This window comes from Exiguobacterium sp. S3 (assembly GCF_018617295.1).
Classification (GTDB): domain Bacteria; phylum Bacillota; class Bacilli; order Exiguobacteriales; family Exiguobacteriaceae; genus Exiguobacterium; species Exiguobacterium profundum.
Map to the genome: position 1 here is coordinate 176619 of NZ_JACSJW010000004.1, position 25951 is coordinate 202569.

The 25951-nt window shown below is 47.6% G+C and carries 28 protein-coding genes; 13 read left to right on the forward strand and 15 right to left on the reverse strand.

What is annotated here, in order from left to right; genetic code table 11:
• Positions 1 to 35: 35 nt before the first annotated feature.
• A complete protein-coding gene (locus tag KNO65_RS11875) occupies positions 36 to 1952 on the reverse strand; it encodes an endonuclease MutS2 (protein ID WP_214784408.1) in 1917 nt (638 codons plus the stop codon).
• Between the two features lie 458 nt (positions 1953 to 2410).
• On the opposite strand from KNO65_RS11875, the gene KNO65_RS11880 reads away from it, so the two are divergent.
• The 3 genes from KNO65_RS11880 to nagE are packed head-to-tail and all read left to right on the forward strand — an operon-like array spanning position 2411 to position 5255.
• Positions 2411 to 2899 (forward strand): PTS sugar transporter subunit IIA, encoded by a 489-nt coding sequence (locus tag KNO65_RS11880; protein ID WP_015880356.1) that lies wholly within the window; start codon positions 2411 to 2413, stop codon positions 2897 to 2899.
• A gap of 20 nt (positions 2900 to 2919) precedes the next feature.
• Positions 2920 to 3768 carry a PRD domain-containing protein gene (locus tag KNO65_RS11885; RefSeq protein WP_015880355.1) on the forward strand — a complete coding sequence of 283 codons (849 nt, stop codon included), beginning with the start codon at positions 2920 to 2922 and terminating at the stop codon, positions 3766 to 3768.
• Complete coding sequence (nagE, locus tag KNO65_RS11890; RefSeq protein ID WP_015880354.1) at positions 3765 to 5255, forward strand: N-acetylglucosamine-specific PTS transporter subunit IIBC; 1491 nt, start codon at positions 3765 to 3767, stop codon at positions 5253 to 5255. Before KNO65_RS11885 ends, nagE begins: the two co-directional genes overlap by 4 nt.
• A 286-nt stretch (positions 5256 to 5541) precedes the next feature.
• Here the strand turns inward: nagE and htpX are convergent, their stop codons facing one another.
• Complete coding sequence (gene htpX / locus KNO65_RS11895; RefSeq protein ID WP_214784411.1) at positions 5542 to 6426, reverse strand: zinc metalloprotease HtpX; 885 nt, start codon at positions 6424 to 6426, stop codon at positions 5542 to 5544.
• Positions 6427 to 6444: 18 nt separating this feature from the next.
• The gene (locus KNO65_RS11900) at positions 6445 to 6993 is read right to left on the reverse strand and encodes a LemA family protein (protein WP_214784414.1); all 549 of its coding nucleotides are present in this window, start codon (positions 6991 to 6993) and stop codon (positions 6445 to 6447) included.
• 128 nt (positions 6994 to 7121) lie between these two features.
• Here KNO65_RS11900 and KNO65_RS11905 point away from each other — a divergent pair, with 128 nt between their 5' ends.
• A complete protein-coding gene (locus KNO65_RS11905; RefSeq protein WP_214784417.1) occupies positions 7122 to 8306 on the forward strand; it encodes an amidohydrolase in 1185 nt (394 codons plus the stop codon).
• 9 nt (positions 8307 to 8315) lie between these two features.
• On the opposite strand, the gene KNO65_RS11910 is transcribed toward KNO65_RS11905, so the two are convergent.
• The 5 genes from KNO65_RS11910 to KNO65_RS11930 form a co-directional block, all read right to left on the reverse strand.
• Entirely contained in the window at positions 8316 to 9644 is a 1329-nt protein-coding gene (locus KNO65_RS11910) for a hemolysin family protein (protein ID WP_214731294.1), read from the reverse strand.
• A gap of 91 nt (positions 9645 to 9735) precedes the next feature.
• Positions 9736 to 10209 (reverse strand): DMT family transporter, encoded by a 474-nt coding sequence (locus KNO65_RS11915; protein ID WP_214685023.1) that lies wholly within the window; start codon positions 10207 to 10209, stop codon positions 9736 to 9738.
• A gap of 11 nt (positions 10210 to 10220) precedes the next feature.
• A complete protein-coding gene (locus KNO65_RS11920; RefSeq protein WP_074035100.1) occupies positions 10221 to 10895 on the reverse strand; it encodes a Crp/Fnr family transcriptional regulator in 675 nt (224 codons plus the stop codon).
• A 14-nt stretch (positions 10896 to 10909) separates the two neighbouring features.
• On the reverse strand, positions 10910 to 11335 hold the full coding sequence (locus KNO65_RS11925) for a DMT family transporter (RefSeq protein ID WP_015880345.1): 426 nt from the start codon (positions 11333 to 11335) through the stop codon (positions 10910 to 10912).
• A gap of 111 nt (positions 11336 to 11446) precedes the next feature.
• The gene (locus KNO65_RS11930; protein WP_214784420.1) at positions 11447 to 12106 is read right to left on the reverse strand and encodes a type 1 glutamine amidotransferase domain-containing protein; all 660 of its coding nucleotides are present in this window, start codon (positions 12104 to 12106) and stop codon (positions 11447 to 11449) included.
• 374 nt (positions 12107 to 12480) lie between these two features.
• On the opposite strand from KNO65_RS11930, the gene KNO65_RS11935 reads away from it, so the two are divergent.
• Positions 12481 to 13584, forward strand: a complete 1104-nt coding sequence (locus tag KNO65_RS11935; RefSeq protein ID WP_214784423.1) for a glycerol dehydrogenase — start codon at positions 12481 to 12483, stop codon at positions 13582 to 13584.
• 17 nt (positions 13585 to 13601) lie between these two features.
• On the opposite strand, the gene KNO65_RS11940 is transcribed toward KNO65_RS11935, so the two are convergent.
• Positions 13602 to 14069, reverse strand: coding sequence for a hypothetical protein (locus KNO65_RS11940; RefSeq protein WP_074035104.1), 468 nt, complete (start codon positions 14067 to 14069; stop codon positions 13602 to 13604).
• 55 nt (positions 14070 to 14124) lie between these two features.
• A complete protein-coding gene (locus KNO65_RS11945; protein ID WP_074035105.1) occupies positions 14125 to 14343 on the reverse strand; it encodes a hypothetical protein in 219 nt (72 codons plus the stop codon).
• Positions 14344 to 14517: 174 nt separating this feature from the next.
• Between KNO65_RS11945 and KNO65_RS11950 the strand changes: the two genes are divergently transcribed.
• Both KNO65_RS11950 and KNO65_RS11955 read left to right on the forward strand, forming a co-directional pair.
• Positions 14518 to 15357, forward strand: coding sequence for a M15 family metallopeptidase (locus tag KNO65_RS11950; protein ID WP_214784426.1), 840 nt, complete (start codon positions 14518 to 14520; stop codon positions 15355 to 15357).
• Positions 15358 to 15433: 76 nt separating this feature from the next.
• Positions 15434 to 15772, forward strand: coding sequence for an antibiotic biosynthesis monooxygenase (locus KNO65_RS11955; RefSeq protein WP_074035108.1), 339 nt, complete (start codon positions 15434 to 15436; stop codon positions 15770 to 15772).
• Here KNO65_RS11955 and KNO65_RS11960 read toward each other — a convergent pair.
• Entirely contained in the window at positions 15752 to 16453 is a 702-nt protein-coding gene (locus KNO65_RS11960; protein ID WP_074035110.1) for a CBS domain-containing protein, read from the reverse strand. The two genes, KNO65_RS11955 and KNO65_RS11960, sit on opposite strands and share 21 nt — an antisense overlap.
• 114 nt (positions 16454 to 16567) lie before the next feature.
• Here KNO65_RS11960 and KNO65_RS11965 point away from each other — a divergent pair, with 114 nt between their 5' ends.
• Both KNO65_RS11965 and KNO65_RS11970 read left to right on the forward strand, forming a co-directional pair.
• Positions 16568 to 17299 (forward strand): AzlC family ABC transporter permease, encoded by a 732-nt coding sequence (locus tag KNO65_RS11965; protein WP_159563266.1) that lies wholly within the window; start codon positions 16568 to 16570, stop codon positions 17297 to 17299.
• Entirely contained in the window at positions 17296 to 17595 is a 300-nt protein-coding gene (locus tag KNO65_RS11970) for an AzlD domain-containing protein (protein ID WP_074035113.1), read from the forward strand. The genes KNO65_RS11965 and KNO65_RS11970 overlap by 4 nt, the downstream gene beginning before the upstream one ends.
• Before the next feature lie 34 nt (positions 17596 to 17629).
• Here KNO65_RS11970 and KNO65_RS11975 read toward each other — a convergent pair whose 3' ends face one another.
• Together KNO65_RS11975 and KNO65_RS11980 are read right to left on the reverse strand one after the other, a co-directional pair.
• Positions 17630 to 19108: an HD-GYP domain-containing protein gene (locus tag KNO65_RS11975; RefSeq protein ID WP_214784429.1), complete on the reverse strand. Its 1479-nt coding sequence runs from the start codon at positions 19106 to 19108 to the stop codon at positions 17630 to 17632.
• 103 nt (positions 19109 to 19211) lie between these two features.
• Positions 19212 to 20963 carry a mechanosensitive ion channel gene (locus tag KNO65_RS11980; RefSeq protein ID WP_214784432.1) on the reverse strand — a complete coding sequence of 584 codons (1752 nt, stop codon included), beginning with the start codon at positions 20961 to 20963 and terminating at the stop codon, positions 19212 to 19214.
• Positions 20964 to 21187: 224 nt separating this feature from the next.
• Here KNO65_RS11980 and mgsA point away from each other — a divergent pair, with 224 nt between their 5' ends.
• From mgsA to KNO65_RS12000, 4 genes are all read left to right on the forward strand, one after another.
• Positions 21188 to 21601 (forward strand): methylglyoxal synthase, encoded by a 414-nt coding sequence (mgsA, locus tag KNO65_RS11985; protein WP_078146039.1) that lies wholly within the window; start codon positions 21188 to 21190, stop codon positions 21599 to 21601.
• A gap of 2 nt (positions 21602 to 21603) precedes the next feature.
• Positions 21604 to 22506: a hypothetical protein gene (locus KNO65_RS11990; protein ID WP_251131725.1), complete on the forward strand. Its 903-nt coding sequence runs from the start codon at positions 21604 to 21606 to the stop codon at positions 22504 to 22506.
• A gap of 111 nt (positions 22507 to 22617) precedes the next feature.
• Complete coding sequence (locus KNO65_RS11995) at positions 22618 to 23133, forward strand: YflT domain-containing protein (RefSeq protein WP_078146037.1); 516 nt, start codon at positions 22618 to 22620, stop codon at positions 23131 to 23133.
• A gap of 12 nt (positions 23134 to 23145) precedes the next feature.
• Positions 23146 to 23751, forward strand: coding sequence for a YflT domain-containing protein (locus KNO65_RS12000; RefSeq protein WP_074035122.1), 606 nt, complete (start codon positions 23146 to 23148; stop codon positions 23749 to 23751).
• 41 nt (positions 23752 to 23792) lie between these two features.
• On the opposite strand, the gene KNO65_RS12005 is transcribed toward KNO65_RS12000, so the two are convergent.
• Positions 23793 to 24755 (reverse strand): 2-hydroxyacid dehydrogenase, encoded by a 963-nt coding sequence (locus KNO65_RS12005; RefSeq protein WP_214784435.1) that lies wholly within the window; start codon positions 24753 to 24755, stop codon positions 23793 to 23795.
• 48 nt (positions 24756 to 24803) lie between these two features.
• Positions 24804 to 25946 carry a YcjF family protein gene (locus KNO65_RS12010; protein WP_214784438.1) on the reverse strand — a complete coding sequence of 381 codons (1143 nt, stop codon included), beginning with the start codon at positions 25944 to 25946 and terminating at the stop codon, positions 24804 to 24806.
• Between the last annotated feature and the right edge of the window lie 5 nt (positions 25947 to 25951).

Here is a 25951-nt window from a genome sequence, read left to right on the forward strand (position 1 = left end):
TTTATGTGCTCTTACCCTTTCACCGTATGCTACATTCATTTACGTTTAGAGTGCTCTTGTTTCTTCCTTTCCCGAATCTCTTTCTCCACTCGTCGTAACGCTTTCTTTGATCCTCGAGCAAAGTCGTGAGCTTCCTTACGTTCCTGATACGTCGTGAACAACGTATCTAAATCATAGTCAGCCGGATAGAGCTCTGTCGCGCGTGCCTCAAGACGAACGCGGCGGCTCGGCAACTCTACATATTCCAAATCTACGAACACGCGGACATGTCGACGCGATGCATCAAACGAATAGACAAGACCGACTTGATTCGTTTCTAACAAGCGGACACGGTCACCTGTTTCAAAGTGCTCTTCCTCTTCAAGTGGTACCATTTCCACTTCTCGCGTAATTTTAGAATCATCGACTTTCGTAATATCATATGTTTTCTCGTTCATGTAACGGGATGCCTGTTTCAGAATCGATTCCGGTAACTTCATCTTACGGGCGATAAAGAGGGCGTTGCTATCGCCAGACTGTCCCATGAGCAGTCGGTATTTTGGTTCAAGCGTTTCTGGGTCAAACTGCATCGCAGCGTTCATGAAATCCGGGTGCGCTTCAGAATACGATTTGATTTCTCCGTAATGCGTCGACGCCACAACAATCGCGCCCCGTTTATATGCCGCTTCTAAGATGGCAATCGCAAGAGCGGCTCCTTCGTTCGGTTCCGTCCCGCTCCCAATCTCATCGAATAACAAGAGCGATCGTTTTCCAGCGGTCCGCATGATATTCGCCACATTGTACATGTGTGCAGAGAACGTACTGAGTGCCGATTCCAAGTCTTGATTATCTCCGATATCGACGAACACCTCATCGAATGTCGAAATGATCGTATCGGTGTGAGCTGGAATATGCAGTCCCGTCATCGTCATGAGACTAAGGAGTCCAATCGTTTTCAAGACGACCGTCTTCCCTCCGGCGTTCGGTCCGGTGATGATCAAGCCACGATAGTCTGTACCGATGGCAAAATCAAGTGGCACAGCGCTTTCTAAAAGTGGATGACGTACTTGCTTCAATCGGATGCGACCGCTCGCATTGACGTGTGGTGTCACCCCGTCAATCGACTGACTGTACTTCCCTTTTGCGAAGACCATATCGTACTGGGCGATGACATCGAGCGTCGATTCGATGTCAGGAAGGACTTCTGTCACCGCTCCCGTCAACGTCGCTAGCACTTGATACACCTCTACCGCTTCTTCTGTACGCTTGACGACAAGTTCAGCGTTTAACTTCGCAATTGCTTCCGGTTCGATAAAGACCGTCGTCCCTCGATTCGAGGTATCTACAATCGTCCCTGCCACTTTATGCTTATAAGAAGCTTTGATTGGAATGGTGAAGCGGTCCTGTTTTTTCGTGACAAATCCGTCTTGGATCATCTCGCGATTGGCGGCGCTCTTTAAAAACTTGGTCAATCGTTCCTCGATTCGTCCTTCTAAAATGTTGACTTGCTTACGAATCCGCTTCAACTCTTTCGATGCTTCATCGACGACCTGTCCGGCTCGAATCGCTTGTGTGATGTCTTCTTCTAACGTTCGCCATTCGCCCATACCGGCAGCATAAGCCGAAAGAAGCGGTGCAAAGAATTCATGCTCGAGCATGAATCGCTTGAGTTTGCGTGCCCCTCGTAAAAACTCGGCGACCGCTTCAAGTTCTGTTGCCTCGAGTTGGATGCCTCGTTGCAGTTTTCCGATAATGGTCTCCATGTCAGACACACCGATGAACGGGACGTGTGACGTCGCATCTAAAATCGCTCGGGCTTCGGATGTTTCTTGCAGGCGCTTCTTCACCGTTGTAATGTGGCTCGTTGGGCGTTGCTGTCTGAGTAATCGTCTCCCGAATCCGCTGATGCAGAAGCGTTCTACTTTCATCATCAATTCGTTGTATTGTAATTTTTCAAATGTTTGTTCGTTCATATTTCTCTCTCCTCAAATGATAGAATCGAGATACCGCGCAAACAAAAAAGCGTCGGTCGATGACGACCAACGCAAAAAGACAGACGGGTGTCTGGCAGTTTTTGATGGGCGGTATCTGTAACGGAACATGACGGCATGACAAAAAGACGTGTCATCCGACATTTTTCAGTTCGTTAGGCAGATACAACCTCACTCATCAACATGCAACACCTTTCTTACTTAGATTCGCCCTTACTATACAATAGATTCGTTCCCTTGTAAAATTTTAGAGAACGCTTTCAAAAAAAGACTTGTGTCTCAAACCAACACATGTTATGTTGAACGTGAAGAAACGAATAGTGATCACATGTGACTGATTCGATCAGGCATGGGGTAAGACGTACGGTGCATGCCACCCGTCTATACTCCATGCCTGTTTTGTTTTTCGGTGTTTTGTTTCAAGAAAGGATGTAGTAGACATGCTATGGAATAAGTTAATGAATCGACACAAACCGACACTGCACTCACCAATGGAAGGAGACGTCATTCCACTCGAACAAGTTGCGGACCCGGTCTTTAGTGAAAAAATGATGGGCGATGGCATTGCCATCACACCAACAGACGGTGCCGTCGTCTCACCGGCTGATGGAGAGATTGTACAAATCGCTCCAACAAAGCACGCCATCGGTATTCGGACCGAGGATGGGGCTGAGATTTTGATACACGTCGGACTCGATACCGTTGAACTCGAAGGTCGACCGTTTGATCTTCAAGTAGATGTGGGCGACCACGTCAAGACGGGACAGCTGTTACTCACAGCAGACTTGGCGCAAATTCATCAAGCTGGTAAGGACACGGTCACGCCAATGGTCGTGACGAATGGTGGCGCACTTGCCCATCATTACGCCTTCACGTTCACGAAGGAAGCTGTTCCGGGCAAGACGATTGTCGCCCGAGTGGAAGCGTGACTCCGGAATAAGGAGGACACATGATTAAAATCAAAAAGATTCTAAACAACAATGCGGTCATCGTCTCAGACGAGGGTGAAGAAAAGATTGCGATTGGCCCTGGCGTCGCGTTTAAAAAAGCGAAGAACGACATCGTCAATCCCCATAAAATCGAAAAGTTGTTCATCATGCCAGAGAATGACAAGTTCCAACAGTTATTGAGCCGGATTCCCGTTGAACACTTCACCGTTTCCGAGGACATTATCTCTTATGCGGAAAAACGTCTCGAGACATCGTTCAACGAACATATCCACATTGTCTTGACCGACCACATCTCGTTCGCCATCGAGCGGGAAATGGATGGCATCTCATTACGCAACAAACTGTTGAACGAGATTAAAATCCTCTATCGGAATGAATATGAGATTGGACTATGGGCGATTGAGCATATCGCTGAAAAGCTCAACGTCCAAATGCCGAAAGACGAAGCTGCGTTTATCGCGCTTCATATTCATACGATGAAAGTGAAAGGAGGTGATTTACGCAAGACGGTCAAACAGACAACAATTGTCCGCGACATGATTCAATCGATTTCACGACGACTCGATGTATCCATTGAAGAAGATGACTTATCCTACCAACGATTATTAACTCATTTACGGTTCGTCATGGATCGGGTCAACCATTACGATCATCATACGATTGATGAAGACATGCTCCGCATGATTCAGACGAAGTTCACGTCTGCCTATGCGTGTGCATCAGATGTCGCAAAAGAAATGGAAGAGACCTATGGCATCGTCTTGCCCGAGTCAGAACTTGGTTATATTACGCTTCACATCCAACGTCTACAAGATCAACACCATCAAAAAGGAGGAAATCAACAATGATGAACTTTTTCCAACGTCTCGGACGTTCCCTCATGTTACCGGTCGCCGTACTACCGGCTGCTGCCATTCTCATGGGGATTGGTTATTGGATTGACCCAGTCGGCTGGGGATCTGAAAACATTGCCGCTGCATTCTTAATTAAGGCAGGGGCCGCTATTATTGATAACATCCCAATTCTGTTCGCAGTCGGGGTCGCGCTCGGAATGGCTAAGAACCGTGACGGTTCAGCAGCACTAAGTGGACTCGTTGCCTTCTTGACGGTCACAACGCTTCTCTCCGCAGGAACGGTAGCATTGTTCCAAGGAATCGACGTAGAAGCCGTCAACCCGGCATTCGGTAAGATTGGGAATGCTTTTGTCGGGATTCTATCCGGTCTCGTCGCCGCTTCCATGTATAACCGCTTCAGTCAAGTCAAATTGCCAGATGCTCTCGCCTTCTTTAGTGGGAAGCGTCTCGTACCAATCATGACAGCCTTCTCGATGATTCTTGTATCGGTCGCTCTTTACTTCATCTGGCCGGTCGTCTATACAGGTCTCGTCGGTTTCGGTGAATCGATTTCAAAACTTGGCGCATTCGGTGCCGGACTTTACGGATTCTTTAACCGCCTCTTGATTCCAACCGGCCTTCACCACGCCCTCAACTCTGTATTCTGGTTCGACGTCGCAGGAATCAACGACATCGGAAACTTCTGGTCAGGTCAAGGTGAAAAAGGTGTAACGGGGATGTACCAAGCAGGTTACTTCCCAATCATGATGTTCGGTCTCCCGGCCGCAGCACTCGCGATGTACCACACAGCGAAAACGAAACGGAAAAAACAAGCCGCTTCACTTCTTCTCGCAGCGGCATTCGCTTCATTCTTCACAGGTGTAACAGAACCGCTCGAGTTCTCATTCATGTTCCTCGCTCCAGTTCTTTACCTTGTACACGCAGTCCTTACAGGAATTTCGCTCTTCGTTGCAGCAACGTTCCAATGGACAGCTGGCTTTGGATTCAGCGCAGGCTTGGTCGACTTTATCTTGAGCTCACGCTTGCCGCTTGCGAACCAACCGTACATGCTCATCGTTCAAGGTCTCGTGTTCGCAGTCATTTATTACGTCATCTTCCGCTTTATGATTGTGAAGCTCAACTTGGCGACGCCAGGCCGTGAACCAGATGAAGTCGTCGATGCGGTTGCAAGTGAGACGGCAGACGGTGAAGCGAAAGTCGCTCCGGTCGCATCAGCTTCAGGTAGCGAATACTCAGCAATGGCACATATGATTTATGACGGTCTTGGCGGTGACAGCAACGTCACAGGCATCGAGTCGTGCATCACACGCCTACGCGTCGATGTCAAAGACATGGATACGGTCAACCAAGATCAAATCAAAAAAGCCGGTATTCCGGGAATCAAAGTCGTCAGTCCAAACCATATTCAAGTCATTGTCGGCACAAACGTTCAGTTCGTCCTCGATGAGATTGAAAAAATCCGTAGCCACCGCGCCGGATAAACGTCGAAAGCCACCTCATTCAGGTGGCTTTTCTTGTTTGGCTGTATATTGTTTATAAAATTGAATGAAATAGTAGAGGAAGATCCACGGTAAGATGTACTGTGTGAGCCACATGAAAACCTTAAGTACTGTATGTACAATATATGGCCCTAGCCCAAATAAAAATAATGCGACTAGTAAAGCGCCGCCTAAACCTATGTATATCTTTTTATTCAACTCATCCATCCCCCTTATTTTCCCAGTTCAGTGTAACATAAAGAGCCTGCCGCAACCGGACAGGCTCTGACTACATTTGACGAAGTCGGGAAATGCGTTCGACCGGATCGGGATGTGTTGAGAATAGACCACTCACTTTTTTCTTGAGTGGATCGGAGAAGTAAAGTGGTGCCGAGGCACTCGACGCTTGCTCGACCGGGGTCTCGACGTTCGCAATCTTCTCAAGCGCTGAGGCGAGAGCATCCGGGTTGCGGGTCAGTTCCGCCCCACTCGCATCTGCCAAAAACTCACGATTCCGTGAAATCGCCATATTGATGAGCATCGCGATGAGCGGTGCCAACACCAACAAGACGAGCCCGATGATCAAAAGGATGGGATTCTGGTTTTGATCGCGTCTTCCACCGATACTTCTAAAGAACAGCATGCGCGACCCGATATCGCTCATGATGGCAATCACCGAAACAAGTGCGAGCGTGACCGTCGAGAGCCGCACATCATAATTCTTAATATGCGCGACCTCATGCGCGATCACCCCTTCTACTTCTTCTCGCGATAATCGATCCAACAGTCCCGTCGTGACGGCGACAGCCGCCTTTTCTGGCTTCAATCCCGTCGCAAATGCGTTTGGCGATGGGTCGTTGATGATAAAGATGCGCGGCATCGGCACTCGCGCGATCATCGCCATGTTTTCGACCGTATGCCATAGAAAGCGGTGCTCTTCCACCGATGTCACCTCTTGTGCCCGATTCATCTTCATGACGATGTTCGTACTCGACATGACGACGATTCCCACATAAAACAACGAGAAAATCGGTGTGAAGATTAACCCCGGAATCGCGTCTCCATAGTTGACGTAGGAAATGGCCGCTCCGACGAGAAGAACGAATAGGACAAACCCTGTGACGATGAAGACCGTCTTCACTTTATTCTTTCGAATCTGTTCATAGAGGAGCATACGCGCCACCTCGATTCATCAAAATGAGACGCGAACGTTCTCGCGCTCTTCGGCACGTGCCTCGAGCATATCGCGCTTTTCAAAATGATGGACGGAGGCGATGATGTTCATCGGGACCGATTCGATTTTCGTGTTATATTTCATGACCGTATTGTTATAGAGTTGACGCGAATACGCGACCTTATTTTCCGTCTGTGTCAATTCTTCCTGCAACATCTTGAAGTTCTCGTTCGCTTTCAAATCCGGGTACGCCTCACGAAGCGCGAAGAGATTTTTCAGTGCTCCACTCAATTGATCGTTCACTGCCATCTGGTCCTGACGATTCGACTTTTCTCCGAGCTGGTTTCTCAGTTCGACGACCTTCGCAAGCGTTTCTTGCTCGTGTTTCGCGTAGCCTTTCACCGTCTCGACCAAGTTCGGAATCAGATCATACCGCCGCTTCAACTGCACATCGATTTGAGCCCACGCCTCATCGACCCAATTTCGATACTTGACGAGCCCGTTGTACATCGAAAAATAGATGAGTACGAGCACGACAACCGCTACAATCGCAATAATCCACCCCATGTTGGCACCTCATTTCTTCATTTTCTCCTGTATTAATTCCCTTTACTCGTATAAGATAAGCTTAACTTTCATAACAATTTGTAAATGAATTCATTTCTTGACACGGTAACCACAAAGGAGTGTTCGCAATGATCGTCACGCATGCCGAAGTACGTTTGACCGAGTTGTTCGAAGAAATGGTATCCCTAAGACGCCATTTTCACCAATATCCTGAACTGTCTTTTCAAGAAGTCGAAACACCAAAGATGATTGCCTCGTATCTCCGTGAACTTGGGATTGAAGTACGTGAGCACGTTGGCGGCAATGGGGTCGTCGGTCGAATCAAAGGCGGTGACGGTCCGACCATCGCATTACGTGCCGATTTTGACGCCCTTCCCATCCAAGATGTGAAAGATGTCCCGTATCGTTCAAAAGTGAACGGGGTCATGCATGCGTGTGGTCACGATGCCCACACGGCGACACTTCTCGTTTTAGCGAAAGTATTGACTGAGATGAGCCTTCCAGGAGACGTCGTGTTGATTCACCAGTTCGCAGAAGAATTGGCTCCGGGTGGTGCCAAACCGATGATTGAAGACGGCTGTCTCGACAACGTGGATTATATATACGGTGCGCACATTTGGACACCACTTCCGTTCGGAACGATTGGCGTGAAAACAGGTCCTATCATGGCTGCGGCAGATCGCTTTGAATTGATCATTACAGGAAAAGGTGGACATGGCGCGATTCCGCAACATACAGTCGATGCCCTCATGGTTGCCGTGAACGTGGCGAATCATCTCCAACAGGTCGTCAGTCGGCGAATCGATCCGCTCGAACCTGCCGTGCTGACCATCGGTACGCTCCACTCCGGACAAGCATTCAACGTCATTGCCGAAGAAGCCAAATTATCCGGTACCGTGCGTACATTCACTCGGGAGACGCAAAAAAAAATCATCTCCGATATGGAGCGGATCATTCGTTCCGTCTGTGAAGCGAGCGATGCTGATTATGAATTGGAGTATATAAAAGGATATCCTGCTGTCGTGAATCATGTGACCGAAACGGAACTCGTCCGTGAGAGTGCGGTGGAGGTCGTTGGTGCAGACGGTGTCATTGAGATGGCACCACTTATGGTCGGGGAAGATTTCGCTTATTATGTCGAGCACGTTCCTGGTAGCTTTTTCTTCACAGGAGCAGGAAATCCCGAGCTCTCCGCAATCTTTCCGCATCATCATCCCCGCTTCGACGTGGATGAACGAGCGATGTTGCACACAGCCCAAGTCTTGTTAGGAGCTTTACAACGAACGTGGATGGTACACGAAAAAGAGGGCTGATGCATCGCATCAGTCCTCTTCAGTAATTGGTTCTTTTAATTCTGAAACAAGCACTTGGTCGACACGCTTTCCGTCCATATCCACGACTTCAAAGCGAAGACCGTACGCTTCGACCACATCGCCCCGTTTCGGAAAATCACCAAGTGCGTAAATGACGAGTCCTGCGAGCGTATGATAGGAGTTGCGCCCTTCGTCGAATCGGTCATCCCGAATCTCGAACGTTCGCTTCAAATCCTCTATTCCGAGTAACCCATCCGCCAAATACGATCCGTCCTCGCGACGAACCACTTCTGGTGTATCCTCTTCAATCATCACCTCTCCGACGATTTCTTCCAAAATATCGAACAAGGTGACCATACCAAGGAATCCGCCGTATTCATCTAAAACAAAGGCGATTTCCACACCATTTTTCTGCATCATTTGAAGCACTTGGCTCGCCTCTCGTTGTTTTGGAACGATGAGCGGCTGTTTGATGCGCTTCAAAATCTGTGACTGCTCACGCAGTGTCGGCAACGTCAAGATGTCACGTACATCGATGTACCCGACAAAGTCGTCAAGCGAGTCGCGCCCGACCGGTAACTTGTTATGTTTACTTTCATAAATCGATTTCTTAATATCGTCCATGTCATCTTCTAAGTCGACCCATTCGAGCGTCGTCCGTGGTTGCATGAGCTCATAAATCAATTGATCATGAAACGCAAAGACCCGTTCGACTTGTCGAACTTCTTCATGAGCGAACTGTCCTTGCTGGGCGCCTTCAAACAAGAGTTGTTTGATCTCGAGCTCAGTCTCCCCACTCGTCTGTTCCGCCTTCAACCCTAACAATTTGAACAAAAAGAGTGTCGATTTCGATAAAATCCAAATGAACGGTTTCATCACTTTACTGAATAAATCGAGCGACGGAATGATTGCCATCGTTACTTTTTCAGGCGAGACGAGCGCAATCCGTTTCGGGACCAATTCACCAATGATGAGCGACAGATACGTAATAATCGTAACGACGGCCACATAAGCAACGGTTCCGGCATACTGCGTACTCATTCCGGCTTGTTCAAATGCCGATGCGAGCGGTGCCGAGAAGCGTGCGCCCCCGTATGCCCCGTTAATAATCCCAATCAATGTGATTCCGACTTGAACGGTCGACAACAAATCTGTCGGGTCTTTCGAATAATGAAGCGCAATCTTGGCACTTCGTTTTCCTCGATTTGCTTCAACCTCAAGTTTTGCAGGTTTCGATGAGATGAGCGCAATTTCTGTCATCGCAAAAATCCCGTTCAACACAATCAAAAACAAAACAATCAACAAATCAATCACTATGGAAGAATCCACTTTTTTCATCACCTCAGCTAATTTTTAAAGCATACTGCTTCATTTTATCAAAAAATCGTTACCAACCTGTACCCGTTTTGCTCAGAAAAATAGCCACTCCTCAAGAAGTGGCTTCGTTGACAGCTTGTTTGGCGATAGCCGCCGTCTGAGACTGTTTAAAGAGAATGACCCCGACAAGAAGGATGGTGAGCCCTACAATTTGTCCGGCCGATAACGTGATTTGAGGCATCCCGAAGGCGCCATATAAATCGACGACTAACGCCCAAATGAGTTGTGACACGAGAATGAGTGACACAGACAATGTGGGTCCGAGTAACTGGATGCTGCGCATGACACAGTACACGACACCGACACCAAATAAACCACCGAGCCAATAGATTGGCGACAAGTCACGTAATCCAGCAAGATTTCCTCCAAATAATACTAACGGGATGATGGATCCGACCAAACCAACGATAAAGACCAATACGGTGGTGGCCCAAGCCCCTAAATTTGTATTCATTTTCGCGTTGACCGCCGCCTGTACGCTAATAAACGCCCCAGCCACAGCCGAACAGATGATACCAAAAATCATATAACTCCTCCTTACTCATAAAACATGCCGTTCGCACGTTCTTTCAATCGTTCACTATTTAAAATGATGACTTCTTTTCTCGTTCGTTTGACCAATCCTTCATCCACGAATGCCTGCAACGTTCGGTTCAAGTGACGATAACTCGTCCCTAGCCACTCTGCGACTTCTTTCCGTTTCAGTTGACTCATCTCCGCTTGAAACAGTTCATTCCCAGATTCACTGAGTGAGATCAAGTAACCGGCCAACCGCTCTTCGAGAGTCGACATGAGATGATTCGACGAGGCGTTTGCCTCGATGAATAATTTTTCGGACACGCCTCGTAACAGATGCTCCGTGAATTCGACCGTTCGATTATATCGTCGAAGCGCCTCGAAAGGGATGCGCAGACACGTCACGGGACCGACCGCTTCAACCGTATGCAATACATTACGCCCGCTCGCATATTCGATATCTCCAATCAATGTTGGAGCAGCCTTCAGACGCAACAATCGCAATTTCCCTTCTTCACTGAGCGTATAAATTTTGACACGCCCTTCAAGGACGACGAATAAAGATTCGATGTGCTGATCGTTCGAACATAACATGGTCCCAGACGCATATGTCACCACGGACGAAGACTCAAGCGTTTCATTCGAAAACAGATGATTCCACTGCAATCGTTTCAGTGCATCCATAATATCCATCATGTAAAGTGAACTCCTTAAGAAAATGTATAGATTCCGATTCCAACAACCATCAAGACGAGTCCCATGACCTGTCCCGTGTTCATCGGTTTCCGTTTGACACCAAACCAACCATTCAAATCGATGATGAAGGCTCCTACTAATTGTGCCACAAGCAATACACAAATTGCCCATGTGACCCCGAGTTGTTGAATCGCCGTCAATTCGCCGAAGACAACGAATACCCCGAACAATCCTCCTAAACTATAATACCAAGGCACACGTTTGAAGGCTGTCATGTCCGCATCCCGCTTGAAGAAGTAAATCGCGAGTGCTAACAGAAGTCCGACAAAATGAACGATGGTGACGGACATCCATGCGCCTACCGCATCTCCTAGTTTTGCATTAAAGATTCCTTGAAGGGCGATGAACGTCCCTGATAAGATGGCAAATAAAATTCCCATGTCATTCCCCTTTCTCTTCGTCTGACTTTACGAAAAGAGAGATGACTTGAATAGGACATATGTCCAAAAAAACAAAAAAGCAACTTCGACATTCGAAGTTGCTTCACACGATTATCCGAGTAACTTAACAAGTTCTTTCCCGACCGCTTCAGAAGACTGAGGATTCTGACCCGTGACGAGACGTTCGTCAACCGCCACATTCACCGCCCAGTTGTCAGCTCCCTTGAACTGCCCGCCTTGATTGCGTAGTCCTGTTTCAAGTAAGAACGGTACGGCAGAATCGAGTTGCATCTCTTTTTCTTCCGCATCGGTGAACCCTGTCACCTGTTTATCTTTAACGAGTGGCTCATCGTTGCTGAGTTTCACATTGACCAATCCAATTGGTCCGTGGCAAACTGCCCCGACAATATTTCCACTCTCGTATACATTGCGAATGACACGTTGTAACGTTTCATTTTCTGGGAAATCAACAACTGTCCCGTGACCTCCCGGTAAGAAGATTGCATCGTACGACTCGTCTGCGACTTGATCGAGACGGGCTGTGTCTTTAAGCAATTCCTGTGTGTTGAGAATGTCTTCTGACAAACCATCTTCTAAACTATTCGCATCGATTGGCACGTCTCCACCTTCGATACTCGCGACCGTCACTTTATACCCTTCTTTTTCGAACAATAAATAAGGGACGGCAAACTCTTCAAGCCATAATCCCGTTGCATGACCATTTGATAATTGATTTGCTGACGTTGTGACAATCAGTACATGTTTCGACATACTCAATTCCTCCTTCAAGAAAATCAACATACGACTCTAGTGTTCCCGATTCATCATCTGTTAAACCTGATGACCTGTCCGCTCATGACAAGGCGTAACTTTTTTTAACCTGGTTATTTATTCATCCTCCCTTTTTCTTACCACCCTCTATACTGAGGAAGAATTGCAATTCCAACCCATGAAGGAGACGTGTGCTATGACGAAACGAATGAACGACTGGGGATTTCTCATTGTCGTCGCCATCATCATCCTATTGCTTGTGCTTGGTCAGCTGCCGTTCTTCATGTAATCTTCACGTATATTCTTTACCAGTTGTAGTATGATTGCCTTGTAAGCACTTACACCAAACCTGATATGAAAGGATGGAGTTCACTATGTCAGAACGCATTTTCATCAGTCCGGCCAAGTATGTGCAAGGGAAACAAACGATTGATCGCATCGGAGAGTTTGTCGCTCACTTCGGTTCCAACGCTTTACTCATCGCGGATGACGTCGTATGGGAGTTGATCGGCGAACGGGTGACCCAGTCTCTGCAAGCGAGCCAGCTCAAGGCGACGAAAGCTGATTTCATCGGAGAAGCGTCGAAGCACGAAATCACTCGAATCGCTACAGACGCTAAGAAGCATGAAACAGCGTTTGTTATCGGTCTCGGCGGTGGGAAAACGCTCGATACAGCAAAAGCGGTCGCAGATGAATTGGATGCGCGTATCGTCATTGTACCGACCATCGCCTCTACGGATGCACCGACGAGCGCATTGTCGGTCATATATACAGATGAAGGCAATTTCGAAAGCTACCGTTTCTATAAAAAGAATCCGGATCTCGTCCTTGTGGATACGGAATTGATTGCACAAGCACCGCCACGCTTCTTAGCGTCAGGTATTGCCGATGCATTGGCCACATGGGTGGAAGTGCGAAGTGTCCTGGCATTCGGAGGCAAGACGATGGCTGGCGGTGTCCCGACACTTGCAGCGGAGGCGATTGCCGAACGGTGTGAAGAGGTTCTATTCACATATGGGATTCAAGCGTATGAAGCTGTGAAAGCAAAAGTCGTCACACCTGCGCTTGAAGCTGTTGTGGAAGCCAACACCTTATTGAGCGGGCTCGGCTTTGAAAGTGGTGGCTTGGCTGCAGCCCATGCCATTCACAATGGATTCACCGCACTTGAAGGAGACATCCACCATTTGACGCACGGTGAAAAAGTTGCATTTGGAACACTCGTGCAACTCGCACTCGAAGGACGCCCTCAAGAAGAGTTCGAGCAGTATGTTGCCTTTTATGTGGCACTCGACTTACCGGTCACACTTGAAGATATCAAATTGAAAGATGCATCTCGAGACGATATCTTGAAGGTCGGGAAAGCGGCCACGGCAGATGGCGAAACGATTCATAGCGGTTTCGATGTTACACCTGAAGAAGTTGCTGACGCCATCATCGCTGCGGATCGCTATGCACGTCTTTATAAAGAACACCTATAAAAACAGCGAGAGGAAGCTCACACGGCTTCGTCTCGCTGTTTTTTGTTCAGGAAGAATGATGAGAGAATTCCTACTCCCATACAACTGACCGTCAAAAGGAAGAACGTCAGCTGGTTCATATAGATGATATTCGTGAACTGGTTCCATCCTTCTGCGTACGACTCATTGGCTGATAAACGAATTCCTTCTCGAAGAGACGTCGCCTGTGATTGGTTAGTCATCCAAGCTATACCGGCCATGACGAAACTTCCGATCGCTAAACTGACCTTTCCAAACGGTCGCACAGAAGAGACGACTCGATATGTCAAACGAATGGTGATCCAAATAAACAATAAAAGAAACGGCCATCCAATCAAGAGAACAATCCAGTATAGATTCCCTTCACCCGGTGTTTCCGAGTAAGGGGTCGTCAGCACTTCACCGAGCTTAAAGATTCCAAACGTGATCAACGTCACGATAAACCATGCTTTTATCAATTTCTCCATCTCAACACCTCGTCCTCAGTATAGCAAAAACACTGTATGCGTCTGCATACAGTGTTTATTCTTTCGGTCGGACGACGTAATAAATCAAAATGACGAGCCACGTCCACACTCCTGTGAAAATCCCGATAATCCCGACGATGAAAAAACCAAGCGGAATCATCGATTTCGTTCGATTATAGTCCTTCCACATATTCGATAGCCCTTTGATATTAAAATACAAAAAGGCAAAGAATAGGACGAGCAATAAAAGTGGTAAACCGACTAAAGCTTCCATTCGCTCACTCCTCTCTACGATCTCATTCGTTATTTTAATTGTAATGGATTTCTTGCTCACCTTCATCGGGCCCAAGCCGTATCCTCTTCCGACCTAAAGATGGATAAAAGATGCACAATCTATCAAGAAAACGGGAAAAGGAACATCATCTAACTCTCGAGGAGGCATTTTGCCATGAAGTCCTTGCGTATCTTGATCGTTTGTTTGCTGTTGTTTCAAGTGTCGCCGGTGACAGCGGCATCCTCGTCCCCACAACCAGGTTATACGATTAAAACGACGTATTTGTACGGTCGTGCCATGCAATCTTCTCCAATTCTTAAGACGCTACGAACGAACGTCCCGGTCCGCTACACGACCTATAACCGGAGCTGGTCGAACGTCTATATCGGAAATACGAAGTACTTCACTCCCTCTGCCAACTTGAAAGCCGGCATCCCTAAAATGCCTTCTGCAGACCGTTTACGACTAGTCAACAAGGCGAATGCACTCCCGTCCACTTACCGTTCCCCACAACTTGTCACATTAACCATTCCAACTGTTTATCAAAAAGGGAGTGAACGGACCTTGATGACAGCGGAAGCAGCATACGCTTTGGCTAAACTATATTACGCCGGTCGGAAGCAAGGTCATACGTTATACGCCCTTAGCGCCTACCGATCTTACTCGACACAAAAGTCACTCTATGCCTATTACGTCAACACACGTGGGGTCGCATATGCTTCAAAATATGTGGCACGTCCCGGTCATAGTGAACATCAAACGGGTCTCGCCGTTGATATGACGAGTCAACGCATGCGTCTAGGCCTATATGAATCCTTCGACCGATCGCCTGAAGGGAAATGGATGCTTCAAAACGCCCATCTCTATGGATTTATCGTCCGCTATCCAAAAGGAAAAGAGAAAATCACGGGATACAATTACGAACCTTGGCATTTGCGTTATGTCGGTGTCACTGAAGCGACGATGATGAAGCAGAAGAACTGGGCGTTCGAAGAATGGTGGAGCAAACGTTGAGTGAGCATCCTTTTTCAGGCATTTCCCTGTTCACGTTATAATGGAGTCATCTTATTCGTATAGGGGGAAATGTGGGATGTGGATTGTGATGAACAAACTAGACGTTGAAAAAGGAAAGGCCGACGCGGTCAAAGCACGCTTCGAAACGACAAAAGGAATCGAAGCGATGGATGGCTTTGTCCGTATGCAAGTGTTGACGGATACGTCTGATGAGGCGATGGATCATGTCGTCATCATGACCACGTGGCGTGATGCAGACAGCTTTGAGAACTGGCGCGACAGCAATGCTTATAAGCACGCCCATAAGAAACGTGATGACGGGACTTCAGAAGTGAAACCAATCGTCCTCGGCAACACCGTTACCCAATATGAGGTCGCCATTGAACATCTCGCCTCAACGGAGCGCGTTCAATAAATCTTGAGGACGGATGATGCCGAGTAGCGGTTCATCCGGATTTCCGGTCTCTGTAATCAGAAGGGCGTCATATCGTGCGCCCTCTTTCATTTGCGTAAAGCAGTGCTGTGCCTCGATTACGGTCGCATCCTTTCGAATGAATCGATACCGGTGCATATGCGGATCGTGGTGGAGCACGTGCTTCACCCGAACTCCTTTGAGTGACAAGTTGGGCCCGTCGATTGTTTCGGCTAGCCAACTGGTCACTCCTTTTTTCGTCAACAGTCCGCGCCAAGACCCATTGTCATGATATACAGGGAATTGCGAATAATTTTTATCTCGAATCTCGCGGAGTACTTCCGTCAAAAAATCTTCCGACTGAAACGTCACCACCGATTTCGCAAACAATGGAATGACGAGACGTGGATGAAGGAGCTCTCGCTCTACTTCTAAAATCAATGCAACAAGCGACTCGTGTGGCTCCGCGATAATAAAATCAGGTTCACGCCGCTCATGGACGATGGCATTTCGTAGTTGACTCATCTGATGTAAATCTTCTTTATACCGGTCGATGATTGGATTTTGTTTCGCTAACCGATTCACCATGTTACTAAAACTGAAATGTTGCCCATCTCCCATCTCTCGACTCAAGTAGTCCTCGATTCGATGATAGGATGCCAAAAATTCTTCAGCACGACTCATGTGATCACCCTCCTTAACGATACATGTATACCCTCTTTTTTATCATTTGAGCAGGAAACCGTTTATTCATCCCGAATGACATAGAAATCATCTTAATTATGGAGGAGGGCTATCATGGCGACTTCGATTCATCCCACATCACCAACTTCACCGCAACCCACGTTTCGCGCAGGACTACGCGCCGGCATTCCCGTCGCCATCGGATATATCCCGATTGCGATTGCCTTCGGTCTTTTGGCACAATCTTTCAACTTGCCGAATGCTATCACATTATCGATGTCCTTTTTGATCTTTGCCGGGGCAAGTCAGTTCATTACGGTACAACTTCTGATGGCCGGTTCGATGTATTGGGAAATCATTTTGACGACGTTCATTCTAAACTCTCGCCATTTTTTAATGTCCGCCTCACTATCCCAACGGATTGAGAGTACATCTCGAAGACTATTGGCTACCATCGCGTTTGGTGTGACCGACGAAACGTTCAGCATCGCCTCTACTCGTCAAGAGGCCCGTTCCGGTATGTTCGTGCTCGGGTTGAATACAATCGCATTTCTTGCTTGGAATGTCGGGACGTGGATGGGGGTCTTCCTCGCCTTCGGTCTTCCAAGCACATTACAGGCGAGTATGGGGATTGCGCTATATGCGATGTTCATCGGGTTACTCGTTCCATCATTAACGACTCGTCCTGTCTTCGTCGTAGCAAGCTTAGCTATCATTATTCAAGCCATACTCCATTGGGTCATCACCCCGTTCTTCTCAATCTCAGATGGGATTCGAATCATCGTCGCGACCGTTGTCGCAGCCGGAATCGGTGCTTTCGTATTTAAGGAGGAAGAGGTCACATGATATCGTTGTTTCTACTCGTTCTAGGATTGGCACTTGTCACGTATCTCCCTCGCCTTGTCCCGCTACTCTGGCTAAAGGAATTGGCGTTACCGGCATATATGAAACGATTTCTTTCCTTCATCCCGTATGCGGTACTGGCTAGTTTGATTTTTCCGGGCGTCCTATCCTCCACGACCACCACCTCGTCTGCCTTATTCGGAGGAGTGGTTGCCACTTTCCTGGCGCTACTACGGGTCAACCTCGTCGTTGTCGTCATTGGAGCTGTATTCGGGGTATATGCCTTTCAAACTATATGACAAAGGAGCGGCACACGAGGTGCTGCTCCTTTTCTTATGCTGATATGCCCTGACGACGAAGCTGGACGAATACGTCCACAAATTCCGCGTCCCATTGTGTTCCCCGACCGCTCTCCAATATGGAAAGCGCCTTTTCCACTGGCATCCCTGACCGATAGGGTCGATCTGATGTCATGGCATCATAAGCATCGGCAATCGCCATGATTCTTCCGAATAACGGAATGTCGACCGCATGTAAGCGGTCCGGGTATCCTTTCCCATCGATTCGTTCGTGGTGCGATCGAACTCCGGCTAAAATCGGTTGAAGCGATGCAGGTAAATGAATTTGACTCAAAATATGGATGCCAATGGTCGGATGTTCTTGAATTTTTGAAAACTCTTCGTCTGTCAGCTTCCCTTCTTTTAGTAGGACGTCATCTCGAATTCCAATTTTCCCGATGTCATGTAGAAGTGCTGACTTATTGAGTAAATCGACTTGTGCATGCGGTAAGCCAATGGCGCGAGCAAGCTCAACGGAATACATCGCGACACGCTCCGAATGACCTGCTGTGTAGGGATCACGTGCATCGAGCGTTGCTGCGAATAAAATGAAGAGGCTGTCTAACAGCTGTGCGTTTTCTTGTTCACGAGCAGTTACCGTCTCAACCATTTGATTGAATCCCCCAATCAGTTGGGCGAACTCATCTAAGTACGGATTCTCGATTTTCTGAAGTTGTCCCGACTCCATCTGTTCGATGCCGGACGTCAAAAATCCAATCGGACGTTTGATGTTGTCATAGAGTAAGAAACTGCATAACACCGCAATTCCGACGATGATGACAAGAATCACGAGCGCCCAATTCCAATACGTATCCGTTCGAGTCGAAGTCGACAATTGGACACTCGACGCCAACATGAACAACATGATGGGAAAGATACCCGTAATGAGCATACTGATCAATAATTTAGTTCGGACACTAAATGATCGATACGTTGCATGAATAGGCAGATGATAAAGTTCGAGATGCCTTTCTTTCATGTATACAAGTAATGGCTCAACCGATCGAACCGTCAAAAAATATTCAATCAAGGCATGTAGTACCGCAATCATGACGGCCCCGATTGCAGCCAAGCCGATCAAACGATAAGGTAAGTCAATCCACCCCACCTGAATAAAAACGGCGGTTAAACCAATTGACGGGATGGATAATCCAAACAAATGAGGACCTAAAATCCGTTGCACCGTTAAAATCGGGAATCGACTCGCTTGTTCGAATGCCGACGTCAATTCGTCAATCGATGGGGATTCGATCATAAAAAGCTGTCGTATCGGTCGAATGTGGCGACGGTATAAGAGTAGTTCTGAGAAAATCATAACTATCCCTGACCCCAACATGATGCCTAACAGTAGTAAAATCTCTCGAATGGACAGGTCAAGCGTTTGAAAAATAAAGACACCACCTACTCCAAAGACGGCCAAACCTGAGCCGATGATATAGTTCATCACGAGCGTCCGTTGAAAACGTTCAAACATTCCCCTCACCCCTACACTCTTTTCTTTTACTATCGACCAGATTTATGCTTGAGTTGAACACAAAAAAACGGATCTCCTTGTAGGAGACCCGTTCAAGCATCGATTATGGGCGTAACGGACCATCGTTATCATCAAGTGATCGATTGTCCTGATCCGGAGTGATGTTTTCATGGAACGGATTCGGTTCCGGTCCATCAACATGGTCAACTTTTGGATTTTGAACATCTCGCTTCAACTCGTGTTTCGATTGTTCCGCTTCATGTTTCGACTGCTCCACGCCTTGCTTCGCTTGTTGTTTTGCAGCTTCCGCTTCGCGGCTCATCTGTTCTTTCTCCTGCTCGAGACCTTCTTTTGAAACTTCCGTTTCATCAATGCGTCGCTCCGCCTTTTTCAAATAACGTGCCGCCGTCTCGCGACCACCAAGACCGAAAGCAAGACCGAAGGCGAGGGCAACAGCTCCAAGAATGAGAAGGAATGCTGTATTGACAATCATCGGTGCGATGCCGAGTTGGCTAATGGCCATGAAGAAGACGAGTCCGAGAATCGCATACTTCGCTACGTAGCGAAGCGCACTCGGTTGTCCTGCTCCATCGACAAGTACACTTCCGACCAATCGCTCTGCCATGTTCGCCAACCAGAATCCGACTGCCAAGATGATGAGTGCTGCGATGACCATCGGCAAGTAAGCAAAGATGGCTGTTGCAAGAGATGCCATGAACTCAAGATTCGCGACTTGAAGTGCTTCAGATACGAAGAGCAAGATCACGATTACTTGGACAATGACACCGACCACTTGAGCGATTGACATCGAAGACGCACGTTCCCCGAAGCCCATTTTTTGAGCCAACGAGTTGACGCCAAGATTCTCAAGAAGGGATACGACGACCCCTTTCAACCATCTTGCCACGAACACCCCGACGAGGACGAGGACGATTGCAACGAGAATGTCTGGAATCATGACAAGGACATCATTGAGCATCGCAATCGCCGGTTCCGAGATTCCTCGAATATCGAGCGCCTCAAGCGCCGAAATCGTCACCGGAATCATGATGAAGATGAAGACGATTGTACCGATTGCCTTCGCAAGACTCGATCCTTTCACGTAATCAGATAGATGGAATCGCTCTGCCAAGCGATCTAGTCCTGCAGCTTCGAGGAATTTCGTCAAAATGTCGCGAACAATCTTCGCCACCACATACCCGATTGCGAAAATGAGCGCTGCTGCGACAAGTTTCGGAATGAACCCGAGGAAACTGTTCAATAAATCTTCGAATGGTCCGCTGACCCCACGAAGTCCAAGGGCGTCAAGTACAGCCGGTAATGCCAATAAGAGCACGAGATAGAAGACGATGTTCGCGACCGTGTCGACCCATTTCGTTTGGTTGACGCTTGTCGACTCTTGCCCCGTTTTTTCCATCAACTTGCTCAAATTCAAACGATGTCCCGCCATTTGAATCCCTTTTTTTAACAGGGTAGCGATGACCCAGGCAACGAGTAAAATCAAGCCGGCTTTGATGACACCGATGATCAATCCAGAGAATCCTTCATAAATCTGACTGAATGGCTGCGTAATGGCTGGAATGTTCATGAATTCAAAGATAATCAGGAATGCGAGGAGTAATACGCCAAAGAACACCACTTTTCCAATAATGCGTTCAGGCGTCCACTTTTCTCCTTTCTCCCCATCTTTTTTAATACCCACCCGCTCATCCAATCGGGCTTTCTTCAATGCTTTACGTGTCACGTTTTCCAATACTTTCGCCAAGATATAACCGACTACGAGAATAACAATCGCCAGCAAAAGCTCTGGTAACCATGACATGAACGTATTGAAGTTATACGTTGTATTGTTCATCGAATCTTCCTCCTTTTTCACATGAAATGATTGTTTTTATTTAACAGTGCTATTTCATACATACCTATATTTCAAAATCATCAAACCTGAATTGTAAGTCAATTCGTTTACATGACTATTACGATTCATTGGAAATGGGTACGTTAGTTTAAGAGAGAAATCGTGCCAAATGAAGTCAAATATGATACGAATAACAAGAGACGTCATGTTAGGAGGAATTTAGGATGAATATCGCTTTAGTGGCTCACGACAAGAAGAAAGATGATTTAATCGTCCTCATTAAAACTTACACCCATATACTAAAGAAACATCAGTTGTTTGCGACCGGTACAACGGGTAAGCGAATCGCTGAAGCGACCGGCTTGCCTGTCCATTGCTTCCGATCCGGACCGCTTGGAGGGGACCAAGAAATCGGTGCTGCCGTCGCACGCGGGGAGATGGATATGATCATCTTTTTCAGAGACCCATTAACTGCTCAACCTCATGAACCGGATGTGAGCGCATTGATGCGTCTTTGTGACGTCTACTCCATCCCGCTTTCGACAAATATGGGTGGAAGCGAAATTTTGATTCGAAGTATCGAGCAAGGTGATTTCGAGTCACTTAAACTTTCTCATAACGACGAACCTCCGGCTTGACCATGACAAACCGAGAAAGGAGAGGAATCTCCCTGGAACCGAATATGATTCACGACCCGAACGTCCAACAGTTCTTTAACGACGTGCGCCAGCGCCTCATCGAACTACTTGGAAATGAGGCAGAAGCGGATCGCCATCTACTCGCACTTGCTGGATATATCCGGCATGCAGAGAAAAGTGGTCAGTCGCTCGAAAGTCTTTTAAACCAAGATCCTCAGGAATACGCTCGTTTCCTCATTGAACAACCCGAAACAAATGAAGAATATCGTCGACGCTATCACGTGTTGATTGATGCCTCGGATGAATTAAAACCTCATGAAAAAGCGCAAGCAAACCGGGAATTCGATTGGGCCGTCAATCAATTGGACGAAGCCAAGCTTTCGTTAAAAGAAATCGAAGTGCGCGACCTTGCCTTCCTCGCCTACACAAAGATTGAAGCACTCAAATCGTCTCGTACGATTTGGAACCGCTTCGGCTGGCTACTAGGTATGATTTTGGCATTTGCCTACGCCAACTTACTGCTCGTGATTGACGATGTCTTTAGCGGTCGACTATTCACCGCCCCCATGTCGACGTATCCAATTGATTATCTGGCCTTCCTGTTACCCGTCCTCGTGACCGGTGCTATCTTCGGCATATTGACCCGTTTTCGACATTACATCCAGACGCTCGGTCGGCGTATTGCGTTCGCCTTGCTCATCGTTGTCGTCTACATCATGTCTATCTTTCTGATTCAACCGCTCTTAATGACAATTGGTTGGTCATTCATCATTCAGTTGACCCCACTCTACGCGCTCATTTTAATGGCGATCAGTGGCTTTATGGCCATCTGGACATTAATCGAGTTCGTCTGGAAGAGTACACGTTGTTCTCTCGGAGACGATACGCTCATGCTTTATTACTAACCACGCCACTCCTCTTAGGAGATGGCGTTTTTTGTTTCGATTATGGCGAGAACGGAAATTACTCCTATTGTGACGCTTGTTTTAGATTGGAAATTCTAAAGGGGGTATTCGATGTCAGAACGAAAAATGATTGGCCTGTTCCAGACCGAACAGGAAGTCATGCACAAAGTGGAAGAGCTGAAAGCTGCAGGGGAAGCTGAAAAAAATATGCATGTTGTCGCCAAGCGGGACGGGGAAATTTCTGCGTTACGTGATCACACGGATGTAAATGCCGAGTCCGGTATCCGTGACGTCAATTGGCTTGACCGTGTCAAAGCATTCCTACACGGAAGTGACCGCATTCGTGATGAGTTACGGAATATGGGGCTAAACGATGCCGAAGCGGAACAGTATTATGATGCAATCGATGAAGGACAAATTTTACTCTACATCGATCGACACTCGTACGACCGCTATCCGAACATGTATAAAAAAGACAGTGAGCTCGATCATGATAAAGGGGAAAAAGCGGATGGGATCGCCTTTGACGCGAAACCATTTAACGATCACGACGAGAATCCACGTGGTACAAAGGATGATCCGATTGTACGCGGTCATTCTGGATTAGAAGATCATCGCCGATTATAAGGAGGAACGACTATGAATGAGAAACGATTTATCAGCATGCACGACACGCAGGATGCAGCACTTGGGAAAATCGAGGAGTTGCGAGCGAAAGGTTATGAAGACTCACACATTTATGTCGTCACAAAACATGAAGACAACGTTTCGATTTTGAGACGTGATACAGATGTTCATACGGAAGCGACCCATCAAGCGAGCTGGTTCGATAAGGTTCGGGCGTTCCTCAGCGGTCATGAAGACGTGCACGCTGGTCTACGCAACATGGGACTGAGCGAAGAGGAAGTAAAACGTCACTATGACGATGTAGAAGCCGGGAAAATCCTCGTTTATGTGGATGAAGACTTTGAACGTCGTCATCAAGACGGGGTGACAGTCGATTCGAAACCATATCAAGACGCATCATCGACTCATCTCGGTAGTCATACTGACGATGGATTGGAAATCGACTCAAAACCTTATCGTGAGGCTCAGACCGTCGACCCAAGCCATCCCGTAGACCCGGAGCAAGATAAACTGGATAAAGAAACGAAGAATCCAGATCGCGAGGAAAAACTACGTGGTCTCGATGATCGTGCTTATCGAAATGACGTAGAAGATCCGGATAATATCCGACGTTTCTAACATAGTAACAAAGAGCCTGACGCACCCGCGTCAGGCTCTTCTTACGTCAAACGATTCTTCGGTTCTTTCCCTTCGAGCACATTTGTGATGGCATCTCGATTCAATGCCATCATCGCCAGACGTGTCCGAATCGTTGCACTCCCGATATGCGGTAATGTCGTCACGTTCGGAAGCGTCAATAATGGATGACCGAGGTCGATTGGTTCTTTTGTGAATACGTCTAATCCCGCTCCCCAAATCTTCCTCGCTTTAAGTGCTTCATATAGCGCCTTTTCATCGATGATTTCTCCACGAGCCACATTGATGAAAATGGATGTTTCCTTCATCTTGGCAAACTCTTTAGCCCCGAGCATTCCCCGTGTCTCGTCCGTGAGCGGTGCGAGAACGACGACGAAATCGGATTGTGTCAATAGTTCATCGAGTTCCGCATAGGTGAAGCCATACATCGACTCCGACTCATGTCGCCGTGTCCGGTTATGGTATAGAACTTCCATGTCAAATCCTCTTGCCCGACGTGCGACCGCTTCACCGATTCGCCCCATTCCGATGATACCCAATTTCGCTTGATAAAGGTCCATCCCGACGTAGCCCATCGGCAGCCAGGACTTCCACTCCCCGGCGCGCAAGTCACGTTCCGCCTCTCCGAGACGTCGTGCCGTCATCGTCATGAGACCAAACGTCAAATCTGCTGTCGTTTCCGTCAAGACATCGGGTGTGTTGGTGACGATGACGCTATTCTCTTTCGCTGCGTTCAAATCGATATTGTTATATCCGACCGCCAAATTGGAGACGACCTCTAAATGTGTGGCACGCTCAAACACTTCACGGTCAATCGTGTCGCTGAGCATGGTCCAGAGCGCATGCGCAGATGACGCTTCTTCTAAAAGAACCTCTCGCGGCACACTTTCCCCTTCATGCTTCCACATGCGCACATCGTATTGATCGCGAAGCGGTTCGACTGCCTCTTCTGGCAAGCGACGCGTAATATAGATTCGTTTTTTCATTTTTCTCCCCCTCTCTACACTTACTTGTAGTCTAACAAATGGGAGGCGTTAAGAGGGTTGATCCTCCTTCGGTTTTTGCTTCAAAAACTGTTCAAATAGCGATCCGAACTCTTGATTTAACAACTGTTCAATCGTTTTCGATGAATCCATAGCATTACGATAAGCGATTTCGTTAATTGCGAGTCCGATGGCCCACGTGATCCCTGATGCGACGGTCGCATTGATGACACCGGCCGCTGCGTTCGCTCCCGGGAAAAACTTCATGACGTTCAATAAGATCGTTTTCGATAACGTGCGACCGATTTGTGGAATGATGGTACTTCCAATGAGCGTCTTCAACAAATCATCACTCGCTTTGACACCCCAATAGCGAAATAGATGGACGCTCATCGTCACCTGAATCGGCGTCAATGCCACGGCATCAGCAAACGGGAGCGGAACCGCAGCAGCCGTTCCTGCGCTCGCGACATAGCCAGAGATGATTCGATTCGCCTTTTTACGCTTTAACTTGAGCATCGCTTCACTCTCTGCATGAATCTCCATCAAGAGCCCTTCCTGCAAGGAAGCATCTAGCTGTTCAACCGACCACGCAATCAGTCGTTCCCAATCCACATATTGACGCAACGCTTCATCGTTCAATATTTCCGAAGAAATGCTGACTTGGAAGATCGCTTCTTCCGGAAGGATTCCATTCAGTTCATTCCGTAATGCCGTCAGTTCCTCTAAATCGACTTGATCGATTTGTGTGAATAAGACAGCGACAGCGGTCGATTCACGTAGACGGCGAATCAAGGCCTTGTCGAGTGGTGTGACACGCTTTGTCGCAGCGTTGATGGTATACCAGACGAGATGAATTCGTTTGGATGCCTCTTGCCGCTTTGCGTTCTCCACAAACCCGATGACTTCCTCTTCGTAATGTTGTTGCCGCGCACTCCCGATCTCATATCCTTCGCTGTCGAACAAGGTGACTGCGATATCATCACTCGTATATTGATGAATTCCTCTTGTGACCGGTTCCCCGGCTGCTACTTTCGTCAAATCACGTCCAAACACGTAGTTCACAACAGAACTCTTTCCTGCTCCCGTTGCTCCCGCGATGAGGATGTTTGGTTTTTTGACATTGCCCCGTAGTCGCTCGAGCTCTGCCTTTAAATCATAATCTTTAAAATCAAATCGTTTCGTCGATTCCATTTACG

Excerpts from the sequence above, each read along its gene's own strand:
- KNO65_RS11875 (WP_214784408.1), bottom strand. The coding sequence starts at position 1,952 with ATGAACGAACAAACATTTGAAAAATTACAATACAACGAATTGATGATG.
- KNO65_RS11880 (WP_015880356.1), top strand. The coding sequence starts at position 2,411 with ATGCTATGGAATAAGTTAATGAATCGACACAAACCGACACTGCACTCA.
- KNO65_RS11885 (WP_015880355.1), top strand. The coding sequence starts at position 2,920 with ATGATTAAAATCAAAAAGATTCTAAACAACAATGCGGTCATCGTCTCA.
- nagE (WP_015880354.1), top strand. The coding sequence starts at position 3,765 with ATGATGAACTTTTTCCAACGTCTCGGACGTTCCCTCATGTTACCGGTC.
- htpX (WP_214784411.1), bottom strand. The coding sequence starts at position 6,426 with ATGCTCCTCTATGAACAGATTCGAAAGAATAAAGTGAAGACGGTCTTC.
- KNO65_RS11900 (WP_214784414.1), bottom strand. The coding sequence starts at position 6,993 with ATGGGGTGGATTATTGCGATTGTAGCGGTTGTCGTGCTCGTACTCATC.
- KNO65_RS11905 (WP_214784417.1), top strand. The coding sequence starts at position 7,122 with ATGATCGTCACGCATGCCGAAGTACGTTTGACCGAGTTGTTCGAAGAA.
- KNO65_RS11910 (WP_214731294.1), bottom strand. The coding sequence starts at position 9,644 with ATGAAAAAAGTGGATTCTTCCATAGTGATTGATTTGTTGATTGTTTTG.
- KNO65_RS11915 (WP_214685023.1), bottom strand. The coding sequence starts at position 10,209 with ATGATTTTTGGTATCATCTGTTCGGCTGTGGCTGGGGCGTTTATTAGC.
- KNO65_RS11920 (WP_074035100.1), bottom strand. The coding sequence starts at position 10,895 with ATGATGGATATTATGGATGCACTGAAACGATTGCAGTGGAATCATCTG.
- KNO65_RS11925 (WP_015880345.1), bottom strand. The coding sequence starts at position 11,335 with ATGGGAATTTTATTTGCCATCTTATCAGGGACGTTCATCGCCCTTCAA.
- KNO65_RS11930 (WP_214784420.1), bottom strand. The coding sequence starts at position 12,106 with ATGTCGAAACATGTACTGATTGTCACAACGTCAGCAAATCAATTATCA.
- KNO65_RS11935 (WP_214784423.1), top strand. The coding sequence starts at position 12,481 with ATGTCAGAACGCATTTTCATCAGTCCGGCCAAGTATGTGCAAGGGAAA.
- KNO65_RS11940 (WP_074035104.1), bottom strand. The coding sequence starts at position 14,069 with ATGGAGAAATTGATAAAAGCATGGTTTATCGTGACGTTGATCACGTTT.
- KNO65_RS11945 (WP_074035105.1), bottom strand. The coding sequence starts at position 14,343 with ATGGAAGCTTTAGTCGGTTTACCACTTTTATTGCTCGTCCTATTCTTT.
- KNO65_RS11950 (WP_214784426.1), top strand. The coding sequence starts at position 14,518 with ATGAAGTCCTTGCGTATCTTGATCGTTTGTTTGCTGTTGTTTCAAGTG.
- KNO65_RS11955 (WP_074035108.1), top strand. The coding sequence starts at position 15,434 with ATGTGGATTGTGATGAACAAACTAGACGTTGAAAAAGGAAAGGCCGAC.
- KNO65_RS11960 (WP_074035110.1), bottom strand. The coding sequence starts at position 16,453 with ATGAGTCGTGCTGAAGAATTTTTGGCATCCTATCATCGAATCGAGGAC.
- KNO65_RS11965 (WP_159563266.1), top strand. The coding sequence starts at position 16,568 with ATGGCGACTTCGATTCATCCCACATCACCAACTTCACCGCAACCCACG.
- KNO65_RS11970 (WP_074035113.1), top strand. The coding sequence starts at position 17,296 with ATGATATCGTTGTTTCTACTCGTTCTAGGATTGGCACTTGTCACGTAT.
- KNO65_RS11975 (WP_214784429.1), bottom strand. The coding sequence starts at position 19,108 with ATGTTTGAACGTTTTCAACGGACGCTCGTGATGAACTATATCATCGGC.
- KNO65_RS11980 (WP_214784432.1), bottom strand. The coding sequence starts at position 20,963 with ATGAACAATACAACGTATAACTTCAATACGTTCATGTCATGGTTACCA.
- mgsA (WP_078146039.1), top strand. The coding sequence starts at position 21,188 with ATGAATATCGCTTTAGTGGCTCACGACAAGAAGAAAGATGATTTAATC.
- KNO65_RS11990 (WP_251131725.1), top strand. The coding sequence starts at position 21,604 with ATGACAAACCGAGAAAGGAGAGGAATCTCCCTGGAACCGAATATGATT.
- KNO65_RS11995 (WP_078146037.1), top strand. The coding sequence starts at position 22,618 with ATGTCAGAACGAAAAATGATTGGCCTGTTCCAGACCGAACAGGAAGTC.
- KNO65_RS12000 (WP_074035122.1), top strand. The coding sequence starts at position 23,146 with ATGAATGAGAAACGATTTATCAGCATGCACGACACGCAGGATGCAGCA.
- KNO65_RS12005 (WP_214784435.1), bottom strand. The coding sequence starts at position 24,755 with ATGAAAAAACGAATCTATATTACGCGTCGCTTGCCAGAAGAGGCAGTC.
- KNO65_RS12010 (WP_214784438.1), bottom strand. The coding sequence starts at position 25,946 with ATGGAATCGACGAAACGATTTGATTTTAAAGATTATGATTTAAAGGCA.